At 40.1% G+C, this 23,750-nt stretch carries 32 protein-coding genes; 8 read left to right on the forward strand and 24 right to left on the reverse strand.

The genetic code is table 11. From position 1 onward, the window contains the following. Positions 1-9 precede the first annotated feature (9 nt). The 18 genes from ACFX4N_RS11015 to ACFX4N_RS11100 all read right to left on the reverse strand — a co-directional run bounded on the left by ACFX4N_RS11015 (position 10) and on the right by ACFX4N_RS11100 (position 9,750). Positions 10-312: a gas vesicle protein gene (locus tag ACFX4N_RS11015; RefSeq protein WP_013057989.1), complete on the reverse strand. Its 303-nt coding sequence runs from the start codon at positions 310-312 to the stop codon at positions 10-12. A gap of 21 nt (positions 313-333) precedes the next feature. After that, positions 334-618, reverse strand: coding sequence for a gas vesicle protein K (locus ACFX4N_RS11020; protein WP_013057990.1), 285 nt, complete (start codon positions 616-618; stop codon positions 334-336). Next, a complete protein-coding gene (locus tag ACFX4N_RS11025; protein ID WP_013057991.1) occupies positions 572-859 on the reverse strand; it encodes a gas vesicle protein in 288 nt (95 codons plus the stop codon). Before ACFX4N_RS11025 ends, ACFX4N_RS11020 begins: the two co-directional genes overlap by 47 nt. A gap of 17 nt (positions 860-876) precedes the next feature. Further along, on the reverse strand, positions 877-1,686 hold the full coding sequence (locus ACFX4N_RS11030; RefSeq protein WP_057273575.1) for a GvpL/GvpF family gas vesicle protein: 810 nt from the start codon (positions 1,684-1,686) through the stop codon (positions 877-879). Continuing rightward, positions 1,687-1,953: a gas vesicle protein GvpG gene (locus ACFX4N_RS11035; RefSeq protein ID WP_013057993.1), complete on the reverse strand. Its 267-nt coding sequence runs from the start codon at positions 1,951-1,953 to the stop codon at positions 1,687-1,689. Position 1,954: 1 nt separating this feature from the next. After that, positions 1,955-2,722: a GvpL/GvpF family gas vesicle protein gene (locus tag ACFX4N_RS11040; RefSeq protein WP_013057994.1), complete on the reverse strand. Its 768-nt coding sequence runs from the start codon at positions 2,720-2,722 to the stop codon at positions 1,955-1,957. Between the two features lie 14 nt (positions 2,723-2,736). Continuing rightward, on the reverse strand, positions 2,737-3,663 hold the full coding sequence (gene gvpN, locus ACFX4N_RS11045; RefSeq protein ID WP_013057995.1) for a gas vesicle protein GvpN: 927 nt from the start codon (positions 3,661-3,663) through the stop codon (positions 2,737-2,739). 28 nt (positions 3,664-3,691) lie between these two features. Then, positions 3,692-3,958 carry a gas vesicle protein GvpO gene (gene gvpO / locus ACFX4N_RS11050; protein WP_013057996.1) on the reverse strand — a complete coding sequence of 89 codons (267 nt, stop codon included), beginning with the start codon at positions 3,956-3,958 and terminating at the stop codon, positions 3,692-3,694. A 75-nt stretch (positions 3,959-4,033) separates the two neighbouring features. Further along, complete coding sequence (gene gvpA / locus ACFX4N_RS11055; RefSeq protein WP_013057997.1) at positions 4,034-4,300, reverse strand: gas vesicle structural protein GvpA; 267 nt, start codon at positions 4,298-4,300, stop codon at positions 4,034-4,036. A gap of 19 nt (positions 4,301-4,319) precedes the next feature. Next, positions 4,320-4,793, reverse strand: coding sequence for a gas vesicle protein GvpQ (gvpQ, locus tag ACFX4N_RS11060; protein WP_057273576.1), 474 nt, complete (start codon positions 4,791-4,793; stop codon positions 4,320-4,322). Between the two features lie 25 nt (positions 4,794-4,818). Continuing rightward, positions 4,819-5,304, reverse strand: a complete 486-nt coding sequence (gvpT, locus tag ACFX4N_RS11065) for a GvpT/GvpP family gas vesicle accessory protein (protein WP_377261384.1) — start codon at positions 5,302-5,304, stop codon at positions 4,819-4,821. Between the two features lie 63 nt (positions 5,305-5,367). Beyond that, positions 5,368-5,628 (reverse strand): gas vesicle structural protein GvpA, encoded by a 261-nt coding sequence (gene gvpA, locus ACFX4N_RS11070; RefSeq protein ID WP_013058000.1) that lies wholly within the window; start codon positions 5,626-5,628, stop codon positions 5,368-5,370. Between the two features lie 443 nt (positions 5,629-6,071). Continuing rightward, positions 6,072-6,557 (reverse strand): YflT domain-containing protein, encoded by a 486-nt coding sequence (locus ACFX4N_RS11075; RefSeq protein WP_013058001.1) that lies wholly within the window; start codon positions 6,555-6,557, stop codon positions 6,072-6,074. A gap of 181 nt (positions 6,558-6,738) precedes the next feature. After that, on the reverse strand, positions 6,739-7,218 hold the full coding sequence (locus ACFX4N_RS11080) for a DUF2798 domain-containing protein (RefSeq protein WP_013058002.1): 480 nt from the start codon (positions 7,216-7,218) through the stop codon (positions 6,739-6,741). Between the two features lie 247 nt (positions 7,219-7,465). After that, the gene (gene gltP, locus ACFX4N_RS11085; protein WP_013058003.1) at positions 7,466-8,710 is read right to left on the reverse strand and encodes a glutamate-aspartate/proton symporter GltP; all 1,245 of its coding nucleotides are present in this window, start codon (positions 8,708-8,710) and stop codon (positions 7,466-7,468) included. A 199-nt stretch (positions 8,711-8,909) separates the two neighbouring features. Beyond that, a complete protein-coding gene (locus tag ACFX4N_RS11090; RefSeq protein ID WP_013058004.1) occupies positions 8,910-9,248 on the reverse strand; it encodes a zinc ribbon domain-containing protein YjdM in 339 nt (112 codons plus the stop codon). Positions 9,249-9,335: 87 nt separating this feature from the next. Beyond that, positions 9,336-9,536: a hypothetical protein gene (locus tag ACFX4N_RS11095; RefSeq protein ID WP_013058005.1), complete on the reverse strand. Its 201-nt coding sequence runs from the start codon at positions 9,534-9,536 to the stop codon at positions 9,336-9,338. A gap of 31 nt (positions 9,537-9,567) precedes the next feature. Further along, positions 9,568-9,750 (reverse strand): hypothetical protein, encoded by a 183-nt coding sequence (locus tag ACFX4N_RS11100; protein ID WP_063672104.1) that lies wholly within the window; start codon positions 9,748-9,750, stop codon positions 9,568-9,570. A 226-nt stretch (positions 9,751-9,976) separates the two neighbouring features. Between ACFX4N_RS11100 and ACFX4N_RS11105 the strand changes: the two genes are divergently transcribed. Next, a complete protein-coding gene (locus tag ACFX4N_RS11105; RefSeq protein WP_013058007.1) occupies positions 9,977-10,315 on the forward strand; it encodes a hypothetical protein in 339 nt (112 codons plus the stop codon). A 29-nt stretch (positions 10,316-10,344) separates the two neighbouring features. Here ACFX4N_RS11105 and ACFX4N_RS11110 read toward each other — a convergent pair whose 3' ends face one another. From ACFX4N_RS11110 to ggt, 3 genes are all read right to left on the reverse strand, one after another. Then, a complete protein-coding gene (locus ACFX4N_RS11110) occupies positions 10,345-10,863 on the reverse strand; it encodes a hypothetical protein (RefSeq protein WP_231101760.1) in 519 nt (172 codons plus the stop codon). Positions 10,864-10,994: 131 nt separating this feature from the next. Continuing rightward, on the reverse strand, positions 10,995-11,495 hold the full coding sequence (locus ACFX4N_RS11115) for a CBO0543 family protein (RefSeq protein ID WP_063672106.1): 501 nt from the start codon (positions 11,493-11,495) through the stop codon (positions 10,995-10,997). Between the two features lie 297 nt (positions 11,496-11,792). Continuing rightward, complete coding sequence (ggt, locus tag ACFX4N_RS11120; RefSeq protein ID WP_377261388.1) at positions 11,793-13,403, reverse strand: gamma-glutamyltransferase; 1,611 nt, start codon at positions 13,401-13,403, stop codon at positions 11,793-11,795. A gap of 164 nt (positions 13,404-13,567) precedes the next feature. On the opposite strand from ggt, the gene ACFX4N_RS11125 reads away from it, so the two are divergent. Continuing rightward, a complete protein-coding gene (locus ACFX4N_RS11125) occupies positions 13,568-14,956 on the forward strand; it encodes an alpha/beta fold hydrolase (protein ID WP_057273583.1) in 1,389 nt (462 codons plus the stop codon). A gap of 34 nt (positions 14,957-14,990) precedes the next feature. Here the strand turns inward: ACFX4N_RS11125 and ACFX4N_RS11130 are convergent, their stop codons facing one another. Together ACFX4N_RS11130 and ACFX4N_RS11135 are read right to left on the reverse strand one after the other, a co-directional pair. Further along, a complete protein-coding gene (locus ACFX4N_RS11130; protein ID WP_013058012.1) occupies positions 14,991-15,320 on the reverse strand; it encodes a 4Fe-4S dicluster domain-containing protein in 330 nt (109 codons plus the stop codon). Continuing rightward, positions 15,320-16,918 carry an FAD-dependent oxidoreductase gene (locus ACFX4N_RS11135; protein ID WP_192100269.1) on the reverse strand — a complete coding sequence of 533 codons (1,599 nt, stop codon included), beginning with the start codon at positions 16,916-16,918 and terminating at the stop codon, positions 15,320-15,322. Before ACFX4N_RS11135 ends, ACFX4N_RS11130 begins: the two co-directional genes overlap by 1 nt. Positions 16,919-17,400: 482 nt before the next feature. On the opposite strand from ACFX4N_RS11135, the gene ACFX4N_RS11140 reads away from it, so the two are divergent. From ACFX4N_RS11140 to ACFX4N_RS11160, 5 genes are all read left to right on the forward strand, one after another. Continuing rightward, positions 17,401-18,189 carry an ABC transporter permease subunit gene (locus ACFX4N_RS11140; protein ID WP_377261391.1) on the forward strand — a complete coding sequence of 263 codons (789 nt, stop codon included), beginning with the start codon at positions 17,401-17,403 and terminating at the stop codon, positions 18,187-18,189. A gap of 22 nt (positions 18,190-18,211) precedes the next feature. Next, positions 18,212-19,213, forward strand: a complete 1,002-nt coding sequence (locus ACFX4N_RS11145) for a taurine ABC transporter substrate-binding protein (RefSeq protein ID WP_013058015.1) — start codon at positions 18,212-18,214, stop codon at positions 19,211-19,213. A 63-nt stretch (positions 19,214-19,276) separates the two neighbouring features. After that, a complete protein-coding gene (locus ACFX4N_RS11150; RefSeq protein ID WP_029323022.1) occupies positions 19,277-20,089 on the forward strand; it encodes an ABC transporter ATP-binding protein in 813 nt (270 codons plus the stop codon). Positions 20,090-20,102: 13 nt separating this feature from the next. Beyond that, a complete protein-coding gene (locus ACFX4N_RS11155) occupies positions 20,103-21,038 on the forward strand; it encodes a TauD/TfdA family dioxygenase (protein WP_192100268.1) in 936 nt (311 codons plus the stop codon). A 31-nt stretch (positions 21,039-21,069) separates the two neighbouring features. Next, the gene (locus tag ACFX4N_RS11160) at positions 21,070-22,500 is read left to right on the forward strand and encodes an MFS transporter (protein ID WP_057273587.1); all 1,431 of its coding nucleotides are present in this window, start codon (positions 21,070-21,072) and stop codon (positions 22,498-22,500) included. Between the two features lie 105 nt (positions 22,501-22,605). On the opposite strand, the gene ACFX4N_RS11165 is transcribed toward ACFX4N_RS11160, so the two are convergent. Next, complete coding sequence (locus ACFX4N_RS11165) at positions 22,606-23,148, reverse strand: GNAT family N-acetyltransferase (RefSeq protein WP_098547631.1); 543 nt, start codon at positions 23,146-23,148, stop codon at positions 22,606-22,608. 104 nt (positions 23,149-23,252) lie between these two features. On the opposite strand from ACFX4N_RS11165, the gene ACFX4N_RS11170 reads away from it, so the two are divergent. Next, entirely contained in the window at positions 23,253-23,717 is a 465-nt protein-coding gene (locus ACFX4N_RS11170) for a hypothetical protein (protein WP_192100267.1), read from the forward strand. Positions 23,718-23,750: the final 33 nt, after the last annotated feature.

Here is a 23,750-nt window from a genome sequence, read left to right on the forward strand (position 1 = left end):
GTACAGTTTTTAACGTTTCGTTTCTATTTTTTCTTCAAGCGTTTTTAACCGCTCATGCAGCATTTTATTTTCTTCTTCGAGCGCTTTGTTATTGGCTCCTTTTGAACTGAGATACGGATCATTTTCCCACCAGTCCATGCCGATTTCTTTTGCCTTATCAACCGAAGCCACAATCAAGCGGATCTTTATCGTTAATAGCTCGACATCTGCAATTCCTACGGTGATGTCCCCCGCTATAACGACTCCTTTATCCAAAATCTTTTCGAGCACATCTACAATCGTACTTGACTGCATATTATGTTCGACTGCCATACTGTTCCTCCTACTGACCGCTTAAAGCAGGCTGCCTAGCGGTCCAAGATCAATATTTAAATCTTCTGCATCCAGACCGAACACCTCTTTCAACTCGTCCATTTTTTCTTCTAAGTTCATTAGTGCAATTCCTAAGTTTTCAATTTGTTCGTCCGTCAACGTTCCACCCTCCACCCGCCTCATGGCATGACGTTCAACGATTTGCCTCAATAGCTCAATAACTGTCATCACAAGCTGCGCTAAGCCTTGTTCAGCTTGATCAGGATCCAAGTGGATTCGTCCATTTGCTTGGCTGACCGGTTGCATCCATTAATTCCTCCTTTTGTTTATCAAATTGTTCAGAAGTGATTGGTTTGCGATTTCCTTCTTTTGCTTGCACAAGCGTTTCAACCGAAGAAATAAGCACCCGCAAATCCAAATACACTAAATCGACGCCAGCTATGGAAATGATTAAGTCTCCTTTAATGGCGACTCCTTTATCTAAAATGACATCTAAAATATCAATAAGAGCAATATCTTTATTCTCCATGGATTGTTTAAGAGACATAATGTTAATTCCTCACTTTACGCAAAGCTCGAGAAATGATAGGGCGGCCATGGTCCCGTCACTTCAAACTTCCAGCCTTTATTTTCAAGCTTTTGCTGAAGCTTTTCTATTTCGTTTACGAACTTAGTAATCTGCAGAGACGGGAGAAGAAACACGCTGTTCCACGCCATCTGTTCAGCTACGCCCGTTACGTCTTTGCTCCAATTCTTTTTAACAGAGTCATAAAGCGATAATTCTTTTAGCTTGTCATGTATCTCTTCACACACTTTGTTTTTGTGAAGTTCTAATTCTTTTTCAATCAGCTGATCTATTTTTTTCTTTTCAAAAAACTGTCTTCCTGGTGATAAGTGACTAATTTCTTGTTTTTTCGCTTTCACGCTTTCATTCGTTTCGCTGATCCCTTTTTTAAGCTCCGTATCATCACAGTAAATTTTCACGTTCCACTCTTCATTTCCTTGAAGCAGCGTCAGTGAATTCTCTATCTTTTCTTTGTTAATCTCAATAGCTGCCTGCAGACTTTCTTCACCTTTATAAATGGTGCAAAATTTTAATGGAATGATCGTAAATTCTTCGTACAAAGCGGCTACCGTCTCGTGATGATGAAATGCTTTTTCCTGCAGCCAGCTCATATCCTGCTCCATTTTTTCTTGAATCACTTTTTCTGAATAGGTGTCAGCATCCAGCTTAGAAACTACAGCCGTCACCTGATCAAACGCAATTGGGTACAGTGAATGTTCTCCGTCAAACCCCTTATAAGATGGAAACGGCTCTATGGCTGCTGCTTCTTTTGTTGGAATTAAACCGTATAAATACAGTAATTCTCCCATCTAGGATTCCTCATTTCTTTTTTGTGTTAGCTCTTCCCATTGTTCAATTTCTCTGCGTTTCGCAATTTCGTACCTCATTAACAATTCATCTTCTTTTTCTTGAAACGCTTCTTCCGGAATTTCACCAAGCTCAAACATCATTTGAAGCTGAATGAGTTTTTGCTGAATCGTCGGAAGGTCATATAGCTGTTTATCAGCTTCTTCCTGTACTTTTTCGCCGATTTTCACTACAAGGTTAATGGGTGCGGTTACTAATTTGTGAAGCACGTTATTTCTCTTCTACTTTTAGGCGAATGTTCACAAAATTATAAGCAGGCCAAGGACCGCTGTAATGAAAATCGGCTTTGTCTTTCCAGTTTTCATGCGCTTCATTTACTTTTTCATCAAACTTCGCTTCATCTTCTCGGTTAATTAAGAAAGACGCGTTTAAAAGCATCGTTTCGCCCGTTGGCTCATTTGCTTTTGCTGCTTCCGCTGCTTCTTCAAGCGGAGAAAATACATCTGTCTTGACTTCTTTTTGCAGGGAAGTAAACATCTTTTGAGCCATTCCTCCAAGTTGAATACGCTCATAATAACCGGCTGCTTCTGATTTTCCTTTTACGGATGCTGATACTTTCTCAAGTTCAGGATTTTCGTTTACTTTTTTCTCAAGCCATTCTTTTTTCCCAATTACTTTTAAACCGACTTCAATTTTTCCTTTGATCGCTGGAAACAGCTTTTCAAACTGCGGATAAAGGTTTTCCAAAAGAACTTTTACGTCTTCTTTTGATTTGAATACATTCCCAAAGCTGATTGGAATAACCGTATCGTTCTTGTCCATAATCGCTGCTACTGCGTTTTGATGCATTAATAAATTTTGGCGATTAGGATGATAAATTTTCATCGGTACTTCAGCTGCTACCATAGCCGCGTCTTTGTAGCGAATCAAAAATGTTTCAGCTTTTGTTCCTTCTACTTCCACGGCGCCAAATTCTTCGTCTTTATCCGTTTGAATGGCGCTAAAAATATAAATACCTGTTTCGTTTGTTTCACTCATGTTTTCAAGCTCCTTTACTTTTCTTCAGTGTCTATATTCTTACATTCTTCTAAAATGATTTTTTCGGCTTTGCTTTTTGCATTTTCTTCATCCAAACATTTGGTAAGCGGATGATGCAAAATATCGATACATAACGTTTGAAAATCTTCGTCACTTCCATCGATAGGAATGTCTTGCTGCGTGGCAAGGGTAGCGATCATAAGCGAAGCCCGCAGGCTAAGTCCGCTGCTGTTTTCGTCTCCAGAGCGGTTTCGCACGTTTGCTACGAGCGTTACAATTGTGCGCGCTTCATCTTCTTCTACGTCCGTTTTCTCCGTTAAAATCGCTGTCTCTCTGTCGATGTCTTTATAATCAATAAACATGGTAATTAACCTGTCGAGAAGCGCATCTTGCGTATCATATACGCCGGCATACTCAGCTGGATTGCTTGTGAAGATGACGCGGAAATCGGGATGCACGCGCACAAAAGGATCGGTCATTTTTACTCCATACAGCGGCAGCACGCCTTCTTCTAATATCGATAGAAAGATATTATTCGTCGCAGGCTTAGAACGAGTAAATTCGTCGTAAATCAGCGTATAGCCATTTTTTACAGCTTCAAGCAATCGGCCATCCTGCCAGTTTTCACTCACTTGTTCATCTTTTTTATAGACAGAACGAACGTACTGGTCGATTACTTTTTTGCTCGTGTATCCCGTAAAATCGCCAATTAAATCTTTGTTGTTGAGCTCGTGATTCCCGTGCATCAGCATTACAGGACGCTTTCTCTTTTTAGCAAGCGCTCGCGCTAAAGAGGTTTTGCCTCCGCCGGCAGGACCTGTAAAATGAATGGAATAGCCGGATTTTAAATAGCTCAGCGCTCTTGAAAGAACCTCTTTTGTCTCGTCATCTTGTATAAAAGCTCCACTGCCTTTTTTCCTTTTGTCTGTTAAGACGGTCATTTTTACGTTCCTCCTGCCATCTTATCGTTTATGCTTCAATGCCAATGGCGCTTCTATATCTGACGTCGAGTCGTTTGAATGAAATGACTTCTTTTTCTTTATTTAAAAAGCACTCGTACGTTCCGAGCATTTCATCTTTGGCGTATTTTTTCATATATTCTCGTTCTTCAATGACTTCAACAATAACTCTCCAACCTTCATCTTCAGTAGCTTCCACCGAGGTAATTTTATGAGGAGGAGCTACGTGTTCACCGAAAAAGTCGTTCACGGCTTGCATAATTTTTTTAATTTCCATTTTTAGTAGCCTCCAATAGTTAGATCTAAAAGCTGGAACCACCCTCAAAAAAGGAAGGTTCCATACCACTTCATATTAAATACTAAAACGCGGCTGCCCTTCACTTGAATTTGAACGTTCAGGAAGACCGTTTTCTTCTACGTCGTCACGAAGAAGCCCTACTGCTTCTGCATAGCGTAACCATGTATCAACACTGGCAATAACCACTCGCGCTTCAATCGTTAAAATTTCAATTCCTACAACAGAAACTCTTGCAAAAGCATCAATAACAATTCCTTTATCTAAAATACGGTCAATGACTTCTGCTAAACTTGAACTATTAGTACTTTTTTGAATAGACATATCTCATTTCTCCTTTCGCTTATGATCCCATTGTTTTTAAATCTGTAGATGATTTAATATCATTAGAACTTTTAATCTTAGTAGAGCTTTTAATATCCGTTGCTTTTTTAATCTGATTTACGCCTTTTATTTTCCGCTTATTTTTTGACTTCTCTTTATTGTCTGAAGAAGAAACTTTTTCTTGAAAGTTTTCTCCAGCTTCTTTCACATCGCTAAGCTTATCTTTTACTGATAGTAAGACGTCTTGGAGCTTTTCTTTTGCGTCTTCCCCTTTGCCGTGTACCTTTTGGGCATTTTTTTCTTTTGTTTCCTGCAGTTTTTCTGACGCTTCATTTGCTTTTTCCTGCAGTTTCCCTTCAGTTTTTTCGACAAATTTTTCTTTCGCTTTTTCTTTAACCTTTTCTTCTACCTTTTCCTTAACCGGTTCAGGCGTATGATCGATGATCTTTTTTCCTGCTTTTAAGGCTGCTTTCTCCACATCTTTTTTATCCATGAAATTCCCCTTCAGGACGGATATCTTACTTCTTCGCGTCCATGAGTTTGTTTAGCATCTCTTCAATGCGCTGCAGCTGGTCGTTCATATTTTTATTTTCTTCTTTTAGCTCTTCGTACTGAGACGTTTCCATTTCTGTGCTTTGGCTGACTTCTTCCTGCGAATCGCCCTGTTCATTTGATGCATCATCTTTTTTCTTTTTAGGTGCCAGCAGCTTGCTTAAATTGTCTTTTTCAAGATAGCCTGTAGCCGTCTGCCTTAATGCTCCCATCGCTTGCTGCGTTAGAATATCCTGTGCGTTTCTTCTTAACTCTTGTCCTGTCGCACGTACAATTTCTGATTGTCCTAAGCGGCTGAGTACTTTTTTACTCGTTTGAGGACTTGAAAGAAGTCCAATTCCCGCTCCTACTACGCCTCCTAAAATAGCAAGATTTAAAGAGTTTTGCGTTTTTTCTTCCTGCTGCTGATTTTCTTGTTTTTCACTTTGCATATTGTTATCAGTTGTTGACATGTTTCATCCTCTTTTCTCTTATTATTATTATTTATTTAATGAATTTTCTTACGATTAAAAGACTTAAAAGCTAAGCCCTGCTCCTCGCTCCTCTGTTCGGCCAGGCAGCCCTTCTTCCTCTACTTTGTCGGTTAATAACCCAACGGCTTCTGCGTAGCGAAGCCACGTATCGACACTTGCAATAACGACTCGTGCTTCAATCGTTAAAATTTCAATTCCTACGAGTGATACTCGGGCAAAAGCATCGATGACAATCCCTTTGTCGAGAATTCGATCAATCACTTCTGCTAAACTAGAACTATCTGTACTTTTTTGAATACTCATTTTTAGCAGCTCCTTTCGAAATTTAGCTAAATGAATGATGCTACTAATGAACCTGCTTAACTTTTTAAGTAAACATACTTTTGAAATATACTTTTTAGCCCTCTTTCAAACATGAATAATTTGCTAAAAAGTAATTTCTGAAAATAAATTAGAAAATTATTCTACTACGTATAATAATTAACAGTTAATTATTGGATGAAATTTGCGCGTAAATCCTTCTATTAAAGCTTTCATCAAGATTTTAATCCCAAAATAAAACAATAAATACATTATTGTTACAATAATATTACATTATAATTTAAGGCATATTATTATTCGATACACCATGACATATTTTGATATTTTTAACTGTTATGGAATATTATTGTTCAATTAATGTGTTTAAATCAGTGCATAAAAAAATCTGCCGCACTGCGACAGATTTCTCCTACATATCATACGTTCTATAAAATCATTCCGGTTAAAGGAGCTTTCGGGTTTCCATCATGATCTGAGTCTTCTTTGTCTACTAAAACAAGCAAGCTGCCTTCTTTGACTGAATCATTATATTGTTCGGCCTGCTGTTTTGGAATTCCCATACTTACTAAAATACCAGACAGACCTCCTACGCTCGCACCAGCTGCCGCACCTGTTAATGTAGCTACAATCGGACCAGCCGCCACAATTGGACCTATTCCCGGTATGGCAAGAGCGCCGGCACCTGCTAATATTCCGGTCAAGCTCCCTAGCGTACCTCCGGTAAGTGCTCCAGTTGCTGCTCCTTCTGCTTTTGTATTCGTTTCTTTCTGAACGTTTTTGGTCTTTTTATGTTTGCCGATGATAGAAATTTCCTCCGATGCATACCCTTCTTTTTTTAAACTCTCTACGGCATGAACTGCTTCTTGTTCCGTTTCGTATATTCCCACAACATTCTTTGCTTTTGCTTCCATACTATCTCCTCCTCATTAATGTTGTGTGTACCCGAGAGCATTACTTTGAAACGTTTTAAAGAGTAAGTATTTCTAAATAAATAACGCCAAATCACTTTTCATTTAGTGACTTTCTTCTCTTCTTACCAAACAGCTTTGCATAACAAAACCCTAAGAAAATAGGCGTTCTTAGGGTTTTGGCTTAAGCAGCTGCCGGATTCTTTTTCACAAATTTCATAAACAGTCCGCGAACTAAAGGACCCATGATGAGAAGCTGAAGCGGGTATGCCACGATAAAGTTTTTCATAACGATCAATGCATAGCTTGAAAGAAGCGGCTCTCCGTCTAAACCTTTTGTAAGTGACATCGTAATTAACCCGTATACAGACATGCAAAGCACCATTCCGATCACCATACATGATGACAAAATCAACACGACTTTTAACTGTTTCGATTTATCAAACGGCAGTGAAAATGCTACTTTTTTTGCTACGGGACCGACGAAAAAAGTTTCGACAGCCATTGCGACTACAAACGTGATAACCAAGTTCAAAATACCTTCTGCAAGCGTGATATGCCCGATGACGTCATTCATTAACATGTTATACACCGTCATCACAAGCACCATCCCTCCGCACATCATCATTCCAAAATACATACTTTCTTTTTTAGTTGTTGGCACTTTCCTCATCCTTTTCATGTTTTTTACTTGGCTTAGTATAGCTTTTTATCTTCCTTCTTCGTAAGTGAACAATTTGTGAACATTTATGGAGAAAATCCCCTGTGATTAAAAAACGGCACAGGGGATTTTCTAAACGAAAGCGGCTGCTGCCCCTTTTTTGTGGAGGAATGAGTATGGAAAATCTAATCTGCCCCTTTGAAACTTTAACAAAAAACCCCCGCTCTATAGACTAAAGCGGAGGTTGGTTTTATAGAGATTCCGTGTGAGATCCGGGCGGGATTGGCGTTTGGGTGCGGAATACTTTTTCCCATTTCGAGACGACGATACAGGCAATGGCGTGGCCTGGGACGTTGACTCCTGTTCTTGCCATATCCATAATGCGGTCCACTCCTGCAATAATTGCCACTCCTTCAGCCGGCAGACCTACTGCGTTGGCTGTTGCTAAAAGCACGACAAGTGAACCTGACGGGACAGCCGCAATTCCTTTACTTGTCATCACCAGTATAAGCATCATAAATAATTGCTGAGATAATGGCATATCGATGTTAAAAGCCTGTGCTAAAAAGACGCATGAAACGGATAAATACAAAGTAGATCCATCACAGTTTAACGACAGGCCCGACGGAATAACGAACGACACGACTCGCTTAGGACATCCGTACCTTTCCATCCGCTCCATCAGCTGTGGCAGCACCGTTTCTGTACTTGTTGTGGAAAACGCGATAAGAAACAAATCCCAAATCATTTTGAATACTTCAAAGTAGTTGAATTTGAATAAAAACCCAACAAGCGGAAATAAAACAAATAAAATAATAAAAAGACCTAAAAAGACGGTTCCAATTAGCTTTAGCATTGGAAGCAGAAGTGCAATGCCGTATTGCCCTACAGATGCAGCCATTAGCGCTAGTACACCAAGAGGCGCTGTGACCATAACAATTTGCGTTAATTTAAACATAATCTTAGCCGTAGATTCAAAAAATTTCATTGCAGGTTCGGATGCTTTACCAACTCCTGAAGCGGCAACACCGAATAAAATAGCAAAGAAAATCACGGCTAGCAAATCATTTTTTGCCATCACATCTACGATATTTGTTGGAATGATGTTCAAAATCATTTGTTTAAAGTCTACGACTTTGTCGGTGTACTGAGACAATTCACCAATATCTTTTTTAACAAGATGAGAAAGATCGAGGCCTACTCCGGGCTTTAGCAAATTCACTAACAGCAGCCCAATTCCTAATACGATGGTAGTAATGATTTCAAACCAAATAATCGTCTTTAACCCTAGACTCCCCATTTGCTTCATACTGCCGCTTCCCGCAGCACCTATGACGATGGTTGAAAAGACAATCGGCACCACAATCATTTTAATGAGGCGGATAAACCCGTCTCCTACCGGCCTTAAAGCCATTCCGAAATCCGGAAAAAAGTGCCCGATGACAGCTCCGATTACTAATGCAATTAAAATTTGAAACGCTAAAAACTTTTTCACATTTCTCCCTCCCCTTTGACTTCATGAAACGGACAACCATTCCATTAATATCCAAATTTCATACACTTTATGTAAGTTCGGGACATTGGGCTAAATTCCTTCTAAAATAGACAAAATGGTCTATATATTTCACCTTACCCGTTAAAATGCATAAAAAAAAGTCAGGATGAAAGTCTTCTTCATCCTGACTTTTTTATCGTTATGCTTTTTTCACAAACTGAGATTTTAAGCTCATCGCTCCAAATCCGTCAATTTTGCAGTCGATGTTATGATCGCCTTCTACTAAACGAATGCTTTTTACTTTCGTACCGATTTTTACAACCGATGAGCTTCCTTTTACTTTTAAGTCTTTGATGACGGTAACTGAATCTCCGTCTTTTAAAAGATTACCGTTTGCATCTTTTACAGTAAGCTGCTCTTCCGTGCTTTCTGTTTTTTCATCTTGTCCCCATTCATGCGCACATTCCGGGCAGACAAACAGGCTTCCATCTTCATATGTATACTGTGATTGACAGCTTGGACAATTAGGTACATTCATTTTCTTTTCCTCCACCAGCTCGTAAACAATAGTACGGTCACGAGATTACATTTTTTATCTGTTTTATACTGTCACAGTTTTATAGAATTAACAAGCTTTTCTATTTCCTTGCTGCTGATGTTTTCTTTTCCAAATAAGTGAGCCGATAAACAGAACAAAACCCGCTCCAAAGACAAGAAGCTGATCTAAATAAAGGTCACCTGTTTTTACATACCGTATAATAAATAATCCTCCAAACATGAGCATCAGCATACATGAAAACCGAGTGAGGTATGAATTGATTTCCATCTTTCATTCCTCCTTTTTGTAAGACTTTTTGTTACGAAAAAAACACGAACCATATGCCGAATGTAACCGCATATAACGGTAAAATGACGGCTAGTTTTTGCTTCCACCCTTTAAAAAAAGAAGAATTACGAGGCGCAAACCAAAGCTCTAACGTGCCGTATAACAAAAATGCCCCCGCTGCTAGTATCGCAATCACAGTCTCTCCTAACTCCATACACACTCCTCACTTTTATTCTACGCACTTGAAGCTAAGCGCAGCGTATATAGTAAGTCTCATCATTATAAAAGAGCTTATAATCGTGATGCATACGAACTTTGAATACTTTTTCAATCATACATTTATTACCATTATATCATAATAAAAGCATTTTTGAGACTTTTTATAAATGTAAATTATTGTATAGTGAAAAGTAGACAAAGAGAAAAAAGGGAGGGATTTTTTGAAGAAAACTCAGCTTGTTTTTGTTATTCCCCTGCTTATTGAAGCTGGATTAACCTATGCGTGCTCATCTTTTTTGTCTATTCGCTTTATTGCGCTTATGTTTTTTAGCGGACTTTTGTTTTCAGTTTTGACTTTTTGGTTTTCAAGCAGCGGAAGCAACAGCGCTCATTCTCACTATAAAACTCATTCCATGAGGCTAATGTCTGGAGCCAATATCGAACATAATCCGTTTCGTTTGCGCTGGACGGCTTATTTTCTTGCTTCTTTAAGCTTTACCGGAGTGGGCCTGATTTTTTTTATTCTGCTGCTGACGGACGTTATTCCTCCAGTAAGCTAAAAAACCTGCTCTTTACAGAGAGCAGGAACTTACGAGAACAGCTTGAGAAGCAGGCATTTTCGCTTTACTTTATTCGCAACAGCTTGAGTCACATGATCTTTTAAAGGCCGAGTCAATATTCGTTTCAGCGGATGTTTTAGCATCCGTTTGCTCACTGGAACTTTAAAGATAACGCTGAGGACCACTGTTGCTAAAACCGAGAGCAGCAAGACCGCAAAAGGCTTTTTTTGAAACCATCTCGAGAAGATAAGCATCATTATGTAAATAAGTGCTGACCACCCTAAATGCCAGCCGTGCCTAAAGGTAATGGCTTTACACCTGAGTCCAATCCATTCTACAAATGAAGCTGTACATACCCATTTTGCGATATACTTCACCTGTTTGACGAGTGTGGGCGGATACGTAGCTAAAAACGACCAAATCATAAGAGGTGTAATGAAGATAAGGTGCAGCACGCGCAGTTCTTTTAGTGAAAGATGGGAAGATTTAAAATCCCAAAGCAATTTATCGTTACAGAGAAAGTAATAAAGAATATTAAAAAAACTCACGTATAATCCCCCAGCATAAAGCTCGTGAATTTTTTTCCACGTTTTCTTTTGGATATTTTGAAAAATCAGCCATAGAAGGATAGAAATATGCACCTTTGTTCACCTCTCTAACATCGTTTTTAGAACCTCTGTTATTGTATTTTTATTTCTTCCTGCTTCTTTTCAACTTTTCGAATCCATCCAATCAGCATTCGATTAAGATACGATTTTAACGTCACGCTAGCAATGGTGTGGTACCACATCCAGCCAGTTTTCCATTCGATAAGCTTCGTTCGTTTTTCAGCCCATAATTCAATAAAAAACATCGGGATCGTAAAAAGCATAATTTTATATAAAACTTTTAACCCTTTATCGTAATACGTAGCTTGATTAATCATGACGGATATCATAGGATACAGCAAAAAATCGAACAACACGTTAATTCTAAACTGTTTTTTCAATAAGCGAGTTGGATATCGAAGAAGGCCGTGAGTTATAATAAATTTATCAATAATACCATTTGTCAAGGCGTTAAATACATAGGCCAGCAGCCAGTCTTTAATCGGTGGTTTTCTAAATAAAAAAGGGAGAATCCCCAGGGCGATAAGTAGTATTACACGTAAAAATTTCACTTCAAACTTTTTATTTCTCATCACCTTTTCGCTCCTTTCACCAAGTGTTGTTAGCCTACCTTCATGTCAGTTGGCAGCTTGAGACGGCTGTTCTCACCACGCTCAATTATTGCTTATGTTAATTTATAAAGATACGCAGCAGCGTCTAATGTAAATTCCCCGTACATAACCCCTAAGTTCACGTTATCCATACATACGTAAATGTTTGTTTTAGTTTTAAGTTCTTTGAAGAGATTTATACATGTGGTTGAGACATGAAAAAAGCCCAACTCTAATCAGTACGGGCTTCTTCCTCCACCTATTGTGTTTTTTTAAACGTTACCATCCAGCTACAAATCCATCCGTTCGTGATTCACTTCCTCCGCATAGCACGCCGCTTTCAGGATCTCTCCAAATAATCTGTCCGCGCCCAAATGCCATTGAATCCACGGCTACTTCAATTTTATGTCCTTTTCGTTCAAGCGCTTGTGCCACGTGGGATGGAAAAGCCGGCTCAATAAGCACCGTTTTATCTTTTTTCCACTGCCATCTTGGCGCGTCTAAAGCGGCTTGAGGATGAAGATGAAAGTCAATTGTATTCATGACAACTTGCATATGTCCCTGCGGCTGCATAAAGCCTCCCATCACGCCAAACGGTCCTACGGGCTCATTATTTTTGGTGAGAAACCCTGGAATAATGGTATGAAACGTTTTTTTATTAGGAGCAAGACAGTTATCGTGATCAGGATCCATTGAAAAATTGTGGCCGCGGTTTTGCAAGGCAATTCCCGTTTCTGGCACAACGATTCCAGAACCAAAGCCCATATAATTACTTTGAATAAATGAAACCATGTTTCCTTCTTCATCAGCAGTTGCTAAATACACTGTTCCGCTTCCAACAGGTTCTCCCGCTTCAGGCTGCAGGGAATGTTCTTTTATAAGGCTTCGACGATAGCTTGCATATGTATCAGACAGAAGCTCACTAACAGACACGCTCATTTTTGCTTCTTCCGTAATGTATTTTTCCCCGTCCGCAAACGCAAGCTTTATCGCTTCTATTTGTTTATGATACGTATTCACAGCATCTTTTTCTTGAAGCTCAAAACCTTTTACGATATTTAATGCCATTAACGCAATAAGCCCCTGACCGTTCGGAGGAATTTCCCACACATCATATCCACGGTAGTGAGCGGAAATCGGGTTCACCCACTCAGGCTCATAAGCAGCCAAATCTTCTTTTGATAAAAAGCCGCCGTGTTTTTTACTGAATGCATCAATACGATCCGCAAGCTCGCCTTTATAAAACGCTTCTGCATTTGTTTCGCCAATGAGCTGAAGCGTACGGGCATGGTGGATGGATGACCACATTTCTCCTGCTTTTGGTGCTCGTCCATTTGGGGCAAACGTTTGAAACCATGACTCAAATTCTTCGCTTGTATGTATTCGTTTGAACGTATCGTACGCTTGTTTCCATTGTTTCGTGAGAGTAGGCGCTAGCGGAAATCCTTCTTTGGCGTACTGAATAGCAGGCTGCAGTACTTGAGAAAGAGGCAGTTTGCCAAATCGCTTCGATAAAGCAGCCCAAGCAGCCGGAGCACCGGGAACCGTAACGGGAATCATTCCGTACTTAGGAATATCTCTGTATCCTTTTTCCTTTAACGCATCAATGGAAATAGACTGAGGAGAAGGGCCGCTAGCATTCAGTCCGTACAGCTGATCATTGGTCCAAACAAGCGCAAATGCGTCTCCTCCGATTCCATTTGACGCGGGCTCTAACACTGTGAGGCTTGCAGCTGTCGCGATTGCTGCATCAATTGCATTGCCGCCTTTTTTTAAGATATCAAGGCCTGCCTGCGCTGCAAGCGGCTGAGATGTAGCTACCATTCCTTTTTTAGCATAGACGGGAACTCGGGATGATGGATATGGATGATAATGCGGATCATAGTTCATAAAAGCGCCTCCTTTTTTAGATATTTAAATTTTCTAAATAATATAACTTCTTTATTTTACCATATTCATAACGCATCGGCTTTTTTTATCTTAGAATGACATGACTCTTTTTACCTAAAATTGGTATACTGATAGAGTACAAGAATCGCCAAGGAGGATGATGTATGAAAAAAGTAAAAGCTGCCCTTCCACTCGCTGTTTCTTTAGCACTCGGGCTTCAAGTACTCCCTATGTCCACTTCATCTGTTCAAGCTGAAGCAGTGGCAAATGCGGCTCATCATTCAGCAAAAATTGAAGTCAAACGAGCAAACGCATTTTTAACGAATGTAGCGAACGGCAAAGCAAAAGAAGCTAAGCGCTACTTTTCCCGCAGCCTGCAGTCCAAAATGAGTGAAGACAACCTAAAAACATGGTGGTCAGCTCTAACGGCTCAGTTTGGTTCTGTAAAAAAGATTGGTATATCTGTACAAGGTGAGGTCAATACCGTTCATAGAAATATAGAAATTCCAATTGAATTTGAACACGTATCAGCTACTTTAACCGTTCGATTTAGTCAAAATCGGCAAATTGATGATTGGCGAATCGTACCGGAGGAGCGCCAGTTTTCGTTTTCTACACCGCCTTATGACATCCCTAAGAATTACAGTGAAAAACAGCTTTCAATCGGCAAAGCACCTTACGAACTTCCAGCAACGCTCACTCTTCCAACACGCTCAAAGCATCAAAATGTACCCGTTGTCATTTTAGTTCATGGATCAGGTCCTTCTGATCAAGATGAAACGTTTATGAGCTTAAAGCCGTTTCGAGATCTTGCTTCAGGACTGGCTTCTCAAGGAATCGCCGTTTTACGCTACAACAAGCGTACATACGAACATGCAGCTAAAATGTCCGGTGAAAGTAAAATAAACGTCGACAATGAAACAACGGATGACGCCGTACTCGCAGTCAAAGCAATGGCGAAACAAAAAGGCATCGACAGCCGCAATATTTTTATACTAGGACACAGTCAAGGCGGCATGATGATGCCCAGGATTTTAAATCACACGCCGGATAAAAGCGTGCGCGGCTCTATTTTACTTGCTGCACCGAGCCGCACACTTCCAGAGTTAATGCTTGAACAATTTGCCTATCTTGTATCGCTGAATCAGCTTCCGAAAGAGCAGCTTGCTTTTTTCCACCAGCAGTTTGCCATTTTACAAGATCCAAGCTTTTCACCAGCTCAGCCGCCAAAAGAATTCCTGCTTGGCACGCCTTATTTTTGGTATGACTTAGCTCACTGGCAACCTGCAGAAGTCGCAAAATCTCAGGATACGCCTCTGCTCTTTTTACAAGGAGCGCGTGATTATCAAGTAACGACGGAAGATTTTGAAGGCTGGAAACAAAGCTTATCTCAGCGTTCTAACACTTCTTTTAAGCTTTATCCAATGCTCAACCACTTTTTCACAGAAGGAACTGGTGAAAAAAGCACGCCCGATGAATATGCTGTTTCAGCCAACATTCCTTCTTATGTCATTGATGATATTGTCAAATGGGTTCGTGAAACGCAAAAGTAAAGAAAAAAGAGCGGCTTTGCCCGCTCTTTTTTCTTTATTTCTTATTTAAGATGATATGTGACTGATCGGAAGAAGCGGTGGATTTTCTTCCTTTTCCCCAGCCTACAGCTTCCCGGTAACTTCCAAGCAGGTGCTGGTTTATTACATGCTGTTCGTTTACTTCTACAGTTTGTTCAGCTAAAGGCATCACATATAAAGCATCTACCGGACAGTACAGTTCACACATAAAGCAAGTTTGACAATCGGATTGACGAGCTATGGAAGGAGCACCTCCCATTCGCGAGCGGTCAAAGACATTTGTTGGACAAACGGATACACAAAGATTGCAGTTAATACATCGGTCTTCACTAAGAAGCTCGATCATTAAATAACCCCCTTTACGTGATTAGAAGATTTTGCACCTAAGGGTCTCGCCCAGACTTCCTGTACGCCTCCGCTTAGAATACGGTAGTGTTGCTTCGAATCCATAAACGGAAAATCGTCACGCCGGTGCATTCCTCTCGTTTCTTTTCTTTCTAATGCACTTGTATACATCCATCGCGCCGTTGCCGTCATGGCCGCAAGCTCTCGACTTCTCACGAGGTTTCTTTCTTTATCATACACTCCATTCTTCAACTCATTCCATACGGCATTTAACCTCGTCAGAGAATCTTGCAGTCTTGCTTCTGAACGGAACCAGTTTCGATCATATGGAAAGACCTCGCGCTGAACCGATGCTATCATTTCTTTCGTATCAGCTGAATCAGAAGAAGCTACTGACTTTGTGATTCCTGACGCTTCTGATAAGCCTTTTGCATGTCGATTTGCGGCATTTCGCCCTTGCTTAACAGCAAATGCTGCCGCTGCTTTTCCTGACCAGCAGCCTGAAGAGATAGCCCACGCTGCATTATGGCTGCCTCCTCCGGTAAATCCTCCGCAAATTAATTCGCGCGTTGCCGCATCTCCGGCTGCATATAAACCTGGAATGTCGGTTCTGCACGTTTCATCTGCAATGTGAATACCTCCTGTTCCTCTAACGGTTCCTTCAAAGCGCAAGGTGATTGGAAACATTTGAGTAAAAGGATTTATATGAAGACGATCAAATGATAAAAAGAAATTTGGCTGTGATAAGCGCATTGCTTTTTGAATACGTTCATCCGCTTTGTCCAGCCTTGCATAAACGGGCTGGGTCATTAACGTTCTGGCAATGATGGAACGTCCTTTATGAGAACCGGCTCCTTCAATCACTGTACCGTCTTCATAATAAAATGTAGCCCATTTATAAAATGCAGATTTTGTGATTGGAGAAAAAGCTGGCGAAATCGAATAAGCATTTGAAAACTCCATGCCGGAAAGCGCCGCACCTGCTTCTGTAGCTAATAAGTAACCGTCTCCTGTTAAAACATTTGTACCGAGTGCTCCGCTTAGAAATGCACACCCTCCCGTTGCAATCACAACCGCAGCAGCCTCCACTCTCCAAGTTTCTTGCGTTTGATTATTGATTCCGCAAGCGCCTGCCACACCGTGTTCATCTGCAAGAAGCTCCAGTGCCGGGCTATGGTCCAAAATCTGAACCCCTGCTTTTTGAAGCTGCCGCCGCATTAACCTCATATATTCAGGCCCTTGAAGCGTCGTTCTCTGAGAAATCCCTTTTTCGTCTACTGGAAACGGATAGCCAAAATGAGCTAATTCATTTACTTGTTCAAACGTACAATCAAGCACTCGTTTCATCCAGCTTCTTTCGGCTAAATATCCCCCAAGCGCTTCCCTGCTTTTCATTGCTTTCATCTGTTCATCAGAAGTAGGCTTTACATACCAAACTCCTGTACCAGAAGGCGCAGTTGCTCCGCTCGTTCCGCAATATCCTTTATCAACAAGTACAGCTTTTGCACCTTCTTTAACTGCTTGCAGAGCTGCCCATGCACCAGCAGGGCCTCCTCCAATAATTAATACATCAGTATGAAAATGAAAGTCGGCAGTCATATACGGATCCCCCTCTTAAAATGTTTACGCTCTCAAAAACCTTATTAAGAAAAACCTTACTTATTATCCACTCGACTATTTTCCTCATCGCTAAATCTATACCAACTATTCTGTTCCAGAATTCAACTCTTCCATAATACCCATTCAATATAAAAAGGAGACCAGTCCATTTGTTTCACCACAATGGTCTGGCCTCCAGTTGCCTAGTAGGCGCGTTTTTTCGTACAGCATCACTAATACCAAGTAATTCACTTTGTTTAATTATATATTAAAAGTTTATGCTAGGATTGTCAATGATTATGTTATTCTTAGAATTTATTTCGATTATTTTTATCTCTTATTGACAACTCTATGAATTTTTTGGTAAATTAATCTCACTAAACATATAGGATTTAAAAACCTACCAGTCAACTGGAGGCTCTCATTCTTTTTAAAAGATGAGAGTCTTTTTTGTTTAGAAAAACTTAAAAAGGAGGGATAAAGTGAAAAACACGTTGGCGGCAACTAAATCATTTAAAGTAAAAGGACTATCTTTTCTGAGTGTACTTATGATCCTCCTGCTTTGGACGCTTTTAAGTACACTTAAATGGGTAGATCCAATTTTTCTACCTACGCCTCAGAGCGTTTTGCATTCATTTATTAGTTTAGTAGTAGAAGGATACAAAGGAACATCTCTTGTTACTCACTTGTCTGCAAGCTTGTATCGGTTATTTACAGCCTTGCTGCTTGCTTTGCTTACAGCTATTCCGCTTGGGATTATATGTGGCTACTCTAAATACATACTGGCAATTTTTGATCCAATTATTGAATTTTATCGTCCGCTTCCTCCGTTAGCTTACTATGCACTTCTTGTTTTATGGTTAGGAATTGATGAAGGATCTAAAGTAGCACTACTGTTTTTAAGTGCCTTCGCTCCACTATTTATCGCAACAGTTGCAAGCGTACAACGCGTACCGCAGGACCGAATTAACGGGGCACTAACATTAGGTGCATCAAAGTTTAATGTATTTATTCACATCATTCTTCCATCTGCTCTGCCGGATATTGTGACAGGACTACGCACGTCCATTGGAATCACCTATGCAACGTTAGTCGCTGCTGAAATGGTTGCAGCTACTTCAGGAATTGGCTGGATGGTACTTGATGCAAGCAAATATATGCGAAGTGATATTGTCTTTGTGGGCATTATTATCATGGGTCTAATCGCTATACTTATTGATAGCATTATTCGCTTTTACCAACGCTTAGCCTTTTCATGGGTAGGAAAATAGAGCTTACTTAGGAGGAACATGGATGAAAAAAGGAATACTTGGTTTATTGCTATGCTTTATATTAGTCGTTTCCGGCTGTTCGAGCACTACATCTGGTTCTGAAAATGATGTACCGAAAGAAATACGTTTAGGCTATCAAGCTTCACCTAATGGAGAATTGTTAGCAAAAGCCCGTGGCTCATTAGAAAAGAAATATCCAGAAACTCAAATTAAATGGATTAAATTTGAGTCAGGCCGAGATATCAACAATGCCATTGCGGGAGGAAGCATTGATTTTGGACTCGTTGGAACACCGCCCGGCGCAATAGGAGTGGCTAATAAACTTCCTTACAAAGTGTATTATTTACATGATATTATCGGCGAAAGTGAAGCATTAGTAGTAAAAAAAGGTGCGGACATAAAATCTTTAGAGGATTTAAAAGGAAAAAAAATTGCCACTACTTTTAGTTCAACGGCCCACTACAGCTTACTAAGTGCGTTAAAAAACAAAAACATTGATCTTAAAAAAGAAAATATCACACTATTAGACATGCAGTCTCCCGATATTTTAGCCGCTTGGAATCGCGGTGATATTGACGGTGCGTATGTATGGCAGCCTCTGCAAACAAATTTAATTCATGCTGACGGAAACGTGTTGATTTCATCCAAAGAAGTAGCCAAGCAAGGAAGCATTACAGGAGAATTTGGAATTGTTCATGAGGATTTCGCTAAAAAATATCCGAATATTGTGAAAGGATATATTTCGATCTTAAATGAATCCGTTAACTATTATCACAAAAATCCAGAAAAATCAGCAGAACTATTGGCTAAAGAATTGAACTTAACACCAAAACAAAGCTTAAAAACGATGCAGCAGCTAACCTGGCTAAATAAATCAGATCAAAAAGCATACTTTCAATCTAATGGTAAGTTGGCGCATGTGTTAAAAGATACAGGAGATTTTCTAGAAGCTCAAAAAGATATTCCTTCTTCTCCCGATTTAAAAACGTATCAACAAGCACTGCTAAATAATTTTTCTAAATAGTAGCGGGAAGTATCTCTTGCGGTCAGTCGAGGGATACTTTCTCGGTCAAAAGGAGTGATACATTTGAAAACTAGTGTTGCTGTTGAAGAAAGACCTAAACGTGTCCATAAGCCTAAAGTCGTCGATGTAAAAAGCGTTGATTTCGCTTATGCTCAAACAAAACGTGAGCATCTCATACTACAAAATATTAATCTTTCTTTATATGAGCATGAGCTTGTTTGTGTATTAGGGCCATCTGGATGTGGCAAATCTTCACTTTTAAATATTCTAGCAGGCTTCCAACAGCCTACAACAGGTACAGTCATGATTCATGGAGATGAACAGACCAAGCCTAATCCAGACGTTGGCGTTGTTTTTCAGCATCCTAATCTATTTCCCTGGCTGACTATTGAAAAAAACATTGAATTTGGATTGAAGATGCAAAAAGTCGCCAAAGAAGAACGTAAACAGCTTGTTGCAAATTACCTGCAGCTGGTTGATCTAACGTCTGCTTCTAAAAAACTTCCCCATCAGTTGTCAGGAGGAATGAAGCAGCGAGCAGCCATTGCTCGAACACTCGCGACAGACCCTAAAGTTATTTTAATGGATGAGCCTTTTAGTGCTCTTGATGCGCTAACGCGGGAAGCGATGCAGCAACATTTATTAACCATTTGGAACCAAACAAAAAAGTGCATCTTTTTTATTACTCATGATGTAGAAGAAGCTCTTAAACTCGCAACTCGAATCATTGTGATGCACCCAAAGCCCGGAAGAGTCGTCTTAGATACGCAAAATCCATTACAGTCGGGACGTTACGAAGAAGGAACTTTTCAATATCACGAAAAGTTCATGGAACTGCGACAGTTTTTCATTTCAAAGATAAGAGAACAAGCATAAGGAGATGAACACAGTGTCTAATAATCTTTCTAGCTACCCAAGGCCACTTCAGTTTCTTAACCGCGAGGTAAAAGAAGGTCCTCGTTTGTTAAAACGGTTGCCAGATGGTGTTGAAGAAAAGCCTTATACTTTCTTTTCCATCAAGCCCCTCACACCGATTATCGGTGCTGAAATCGAAGGTCTAGATTTATCCAATCCTCTTGCAAAAGAAGTGCAAGAAGAATTAAATCGGGCTTTTTTAGAATGGAAAGTGCTTTTTTTTCGCAATCAAGAAATTACAAGCGAACAACATCTTGCTTTTGCAAAGCTATGGGGAGATCTTGAAGTACACCCTTTTTACAAACCTGCTTCACAAGAGCAAGCGAAAGAAATTGTACAATTCTCTAGAAATCAGAAACAAGGAGGATCTGAAAATGTTTGGCATGCAGACGTCACATTCCGCGAAAGCCCTGCTAAAGCTTCAGTACTTCGATTAATTGAAGTGCCTCCTGTGGGCGGCGATACGCTTTGGGCAGATATGGCTGCAGCATATGACAACTTGCCTGAGTCCATAAAAAAACAAATTGAAAATTTGAAGGCTATTCATGACTTCACTCCTTCTTTTGCTCATTTATTACAACCAGATGAACTGAAGGCTTTTCAACGAGAGTTTCCAGCGGTTGAACATCCTATTGTACGTACTCACCCTGAAACAGGTCGTAAAACGCTTTTTGTCAATTCATCCTTTACTACTCATGTTGTAGGTTTAGAACATTCTGAAGGCGAACAGTTACTTCAATCTTTGTTTAGGCAAGCTCATGTTCCAGAATACCAAGTACGGTTTCGTTGGGAAGTAAATTCAATTGCCTTTTGGGATAACCGTGCAACACAGCATTATGCTGTATCGGACTATTATCCTCATATCCGAAAAGCTGAGCGCGCGGCTATTATTGGCGATCGTCCTTTTTAACATTCGTTACATGCAGATTGGAGGTTAAGAAATGGGAAGCAGCAACACACATGTAATTCAATCGCGTCAAGACATTATCAACTTTGTTAATTCAAATCCAGTTACCTCTAAAAGCTGGAAAATCATTTTAGTAGCGTTAGGCGGCATTTTTGTCGATGCCTATGACTTTACCAGTCTTGGAATTGGAGCTGATCAGTTAAAAGAACAGTTTAACCTTTCTCCTGCCGGCCTTGGAAGTCTTACAGCTATTATGGCCCTCGGCGCTTTGTTAGGAGCTACTGTAGGAGGATACTACACCGACAAATTCGGCCGCAACAAAATGTTTTTAATTGATTTATTTTTTATGGTGTTCTCCGCTCTTGGCGCTGCTTTAGCAACTGATTTAGTTTGGTTATTTATCTTTCGATTTTTAATGGGTGTAGGCGTAGGACTAGATGTTCCGGTAGCGCTCAGCTTTATTGCGGAGTTCAGCAATTTAAAGAAAAAAGGTCAATACGTGAACTTGTGGTGTCCCCTGTGGTACGTGGCCGCAACTGTTACTGGACTTGTTGTTCTGCCTTTTTATCTGCTCGGGCAGCATGAGGATATTTGGCGCTGGTCAGTAGGATTTGGAGCTGTTACTGCACTAATCGTGCTAATTTTGCGCTACCGCTACATGGATGAAAGCCCGATGTGGGCCGCTCATCACCTTCCCCTTAAAGAAGCTGTCAAGGTATTAGAGAAAACCTATGACATACAAGTCACGGTGGCTAAAAATGCAAAAGAAAAACCATTATCTCGTTCAAAAAAACTGTCTTACAAAGCTATTTTCCAAGGAAAGTATCGGGCTCGGACATTTCTAGCTTCCATCATTACGGCTACTCAAAGTATGCAGTACTTTGCCGTTGGCTTCTATATCCCAACCATTTCCACGCTTATTTTTGGCAAAGGAATGATTTATGCAATTATCGGTACTCTTTTCTTTAATTTATTTGGTATTATTGGCGGCTTTACACAATCAAGGCTAACTGAACAAGTCGGCATAAGAAAACTTGCCATTACAGGGTATACCATTTGCTCTTTAAGCTTAGTCCTGATGGGGCTCACAGGCGATACACATTTTATTGCGCTGCCGATTTTATTTATTGCTTTATTTATTTTTGGTCAATCTTTTGGCCCCGGAGCGCAAGGAATGACAATGGCCACTCTTTCTTACCCGACTGAACTGAGAGGACTAGGCTCTGGATGGGGGCAAGGAACAACGCGTATCGGCAGTATTTTAGGTTTTTACTTATTTCCGGTTGTCCTTTCAATTGGCGGGATCTATACGACGTTTCTCGTCCTTACAATCGTTCCCGTTATTGGATTGATCGCGACAATTCTTATTAAGTGGGAGCCTATTGGCACAGATGTCGAAAAAGAAGAAGAACAAGGATTTGAAAGCAATAAAAGCTTTAGTAAAAAAAGCGAGGTCTATCATTAACCATCATTCTAGTAAAAACGGAAAACACGCAAAACACCTTCAAGTGCAGTATGCTTGAAGGTGTTTTTTTCTTTAAATATCGATAGAATAAGGACGCAAAAAAAGCTATACAAAGCGCCCCATCACAACCGTATCATAGAACTTGCCGTCTGACAGCAGCTTGTCATTTTTTAATACCCCTTCTATTTCAAACCCGAACTTTGTATATAAATCAATCGCTTTTTTATTGGTCTCTAGCACATTCAGCGTCATTTTCTTCATGCCCGCGCTATCTGCCCATAATATAGACTGCTGTAAAAGCTCTTTGCCAATTCCGTATCCCCAACGTTCTTGTGCGATGCATACGCCAAACTCTACTTTGTGGGCAAATCGTTTCAACTCATTACCTTCGCACCTTGAAAATCCGACAATTTCATTATGTACAACCGCTACTAAAAATAAGTTTCGTTTACTTTCCGTGTCACGACTAATAAGCTCTTCAAAGTCCTCTTTATTCATATACCCTTCTCCTGGCTCACGATCTAAGTTTTCCGTTTCTCCGTCTAGCTGAACTCTTAGGTGAGACAATTCATCTGCATCGCTAGTGGCAGCTGAGCGAATGATGTACTGAAGTCCTTTTACATTATAGATTCGCTGGTTGATGACCATCGTATTCCCCCTCAAACGTCTTTATTTCAATAAATCTATCAACTGAATTTAATTTCCTTTAATATAAATATTATACATACAGAGATGAAAGAGAGTTGAACAAATTGCTCTGGTTACTGCTTTTGATCCTATACGGCATTTACAAGTTCTATAAATCAAGAAGACCCCTAACGAAGTTTGACCATTTTTATGAGAAAGCGTTTGAGCTAGAAGAAAAAAAGCGCTATGAAGATGCCCTTGATATACGCAACCAAGGGATTGAACTCCATACCCTTACCGATTTAGAACGAGCAGATTTACATTTAGCAAATGGGCGTATGCTTTTAAAACTAAAGCAATACGAAAAAGCAACGACACACTACGACGCCTCATTTAAACTAGCAAAATATGAAGAATTCCCTTACTCAGAAGGATTCGACGAAGTCATTGAAGCCTACTTGTATGCAGGGCGTAAAGAAGATGCGCTGATAATAACCAACGACATGTTAAAACGGCAAAGCTATGATCAAAAATTTAAAAAGCTAGAGTCTTTAAAAGAAAAGCTTCTTTCATATGAAGACTCATGGTAAAATTAAACAAATGAAAGCGTATTATTAAGAGCG

Origin of the sequence: Priestia sp. YIM B13551 (assembly GCF_042787905.1) — a bacterium.
Taxonomy (GTDB): Bacteria; Bacillota; Bacilli; order Bacillales; family Bacillaceae_H; genus Priestia.

Excerpts from the sequence above, each read along its gene's own strand:
- ACFX4N_RS11015 (WP_013057989.1), bottom strand. The coding sequence starts at position 312 with ATGGCAGTCGAACATAATATGCAGTCAAGTACGATTGTAGATGTGCTC.
- ACFX4N_RS11020 (WP_013057990.1), bottom strand. The coding sequence starts at position 618 with ATGCAACCGGTCAGCCAAGCAAATGGACGAATCCACTTGGATCCTGAT.
- ACFX4N_RS11025 (WP_013057991.1), bottom strand. The coding sequence starts at position 859 with ATGTCTCTTAAACAATCCATGGAGAATAAAGATATTGCTCTTATTGAT.
- ACFX4N_RS11030 (WP_057273575.1), bottom strand. The coding sequence starts at position 1,686 with ATGGGAGAATTACTGTATTTATACGGTTTAATTCCAACAAAAGAAGCA.
- ACFX4N_RS11040 (WP_013057994.1), bottom strand. The coding sequence starts at position 2,722 with ATGAGTGAAACAAACGAAACAGGTATTTATATTTTTAGCGCCATTCAA.
- gvpN (WP_013057995.1), bottom strand. The coding sequence starts at position 3,663 with ATGACCGTCTTAACAGACAAAAGGAAAAAAGGCAGTGGAGCTTTTATA.
- gvpO (WP_013057996.1), bottom strand. The coding sequence starts at position 3,958 with ATGGAAATTAAAAAAATTATGCAAGCCGTGAACGACTTTTTCGGTGAA.
- gvpA (WP_013057997.1), bottom strand. The coding sequence starts at position 4,300 with ATGTCTATTCAAAAAAGTACTAATAGTTCAAGTTTAGCAGAAGTCATT.
- gvpQ (WP_057273576.1), bottom strand. The coding sequence starts at position 4,793 with ATGGATAAAAAAGATGTGGAGAAAGCAGCCTTAAAAGCAGGAAAAAAG.
- gvpT (WP_377261384.1), bottom strand. The coding sequence starts at position 5,304 with ATGTCAACAACTGATAACAATATGCAAAGTGAAAAACAAGAAAATCAG.
- gvpA (WP_013058000.1), bottom strand. The coding sequence starts at position 5,628 with ATGAGTATTCAAAAAAGTACAGATAGTTCTAGTTTAGCAGAAGTGATT.
- ACFX4N_RS11075 (WP_013058001.1), bottom strand. The coding sequence starts at position 6,557 with ATGGAAGCAAAAGCAAAGAATGTTGTGGGAATATACGAAACGGAACAA.
- ACFX4N_RS11090 (WP_013058004.1), bottom strand. The coding sequence starts at position 9,248 with ATGAATGTACCTAATTGTCCAAGCTGTCAATCACAGTATACATATGAA.
- ACFX4N_RS11095 (WP_013058005.1), bottom strand. The coding sequence starts at position 9,536 with ATGGAAATCAATTCATACCTCACTCGGTTTTCATGTATGCTGATGCTC.
- ACFX4N_RS11100 (WP_063672104.1), bottom strand. The coding sequence starts at position 9,750 with ATGGAGTTAGGAGAGACTGTGATTGCGATACTAGCAGCGGGGGCATTT.
- ACFX4N_RS11115 (WP_063672106.1), bottom strand. The coding sequence starts at position 11,495 with ATGAGAAATAAAAAGTTTGAAGTGAAATTTTTACGTGTAATACTACTT.
- ggt (WP_377261388.1), bottom strand. The coding sequence starts at position 13,403 with ATGAACTATGATCCGCATTATCATCCATATCCATCATCCCGAGTTCCC.
- ACFX4N_RS11125 (WP_057273583.1), top strand. The coding sequence starts at position 13,568 with ATGAAAAAAGTAAAAGCTGCCCTTCCACTCGCTGTTTCTTTAGCACTC.
- ACFX4N_RS11130 (WP_013058012.1), bottom strand. The coding sequence starts at position 15,320 with ATGATCGAGCTTCTTAGTGAAGACCGATGTATTAACTGCAATCTTTGT.
- ACFX4N_RS11135 (WP_192100269.1), bottom strand. The coding sequence starts at position 16,918 with ATGACTGCCGACTTTCATTTTCATACTGATGTATTAATTATTGGAGGA.
- ACFX4N_RS11145 (WP_013058015.1), top strand. The coding sequence starts at position 18,212 with ATGAAAAAAGGAATACTTGGTTTATTGCTATGCTTTATATTAGTCGTT.
- ACFX4N_RS11160 (WP_057273587.1), top strand. The coding sequence starts at position 21,070 with ATGGGAAGCAGCAACACACATGTAATTCAATCGCGTCAAGACATTATC.
- ACFX4N_RS11165 (WP_098547631.1), bottom strand. The coding sequence starts at position 23,148 with ATGGTCATCAACCAGCGAATCTATAATGTAAAAGGACTTCAGTACATC.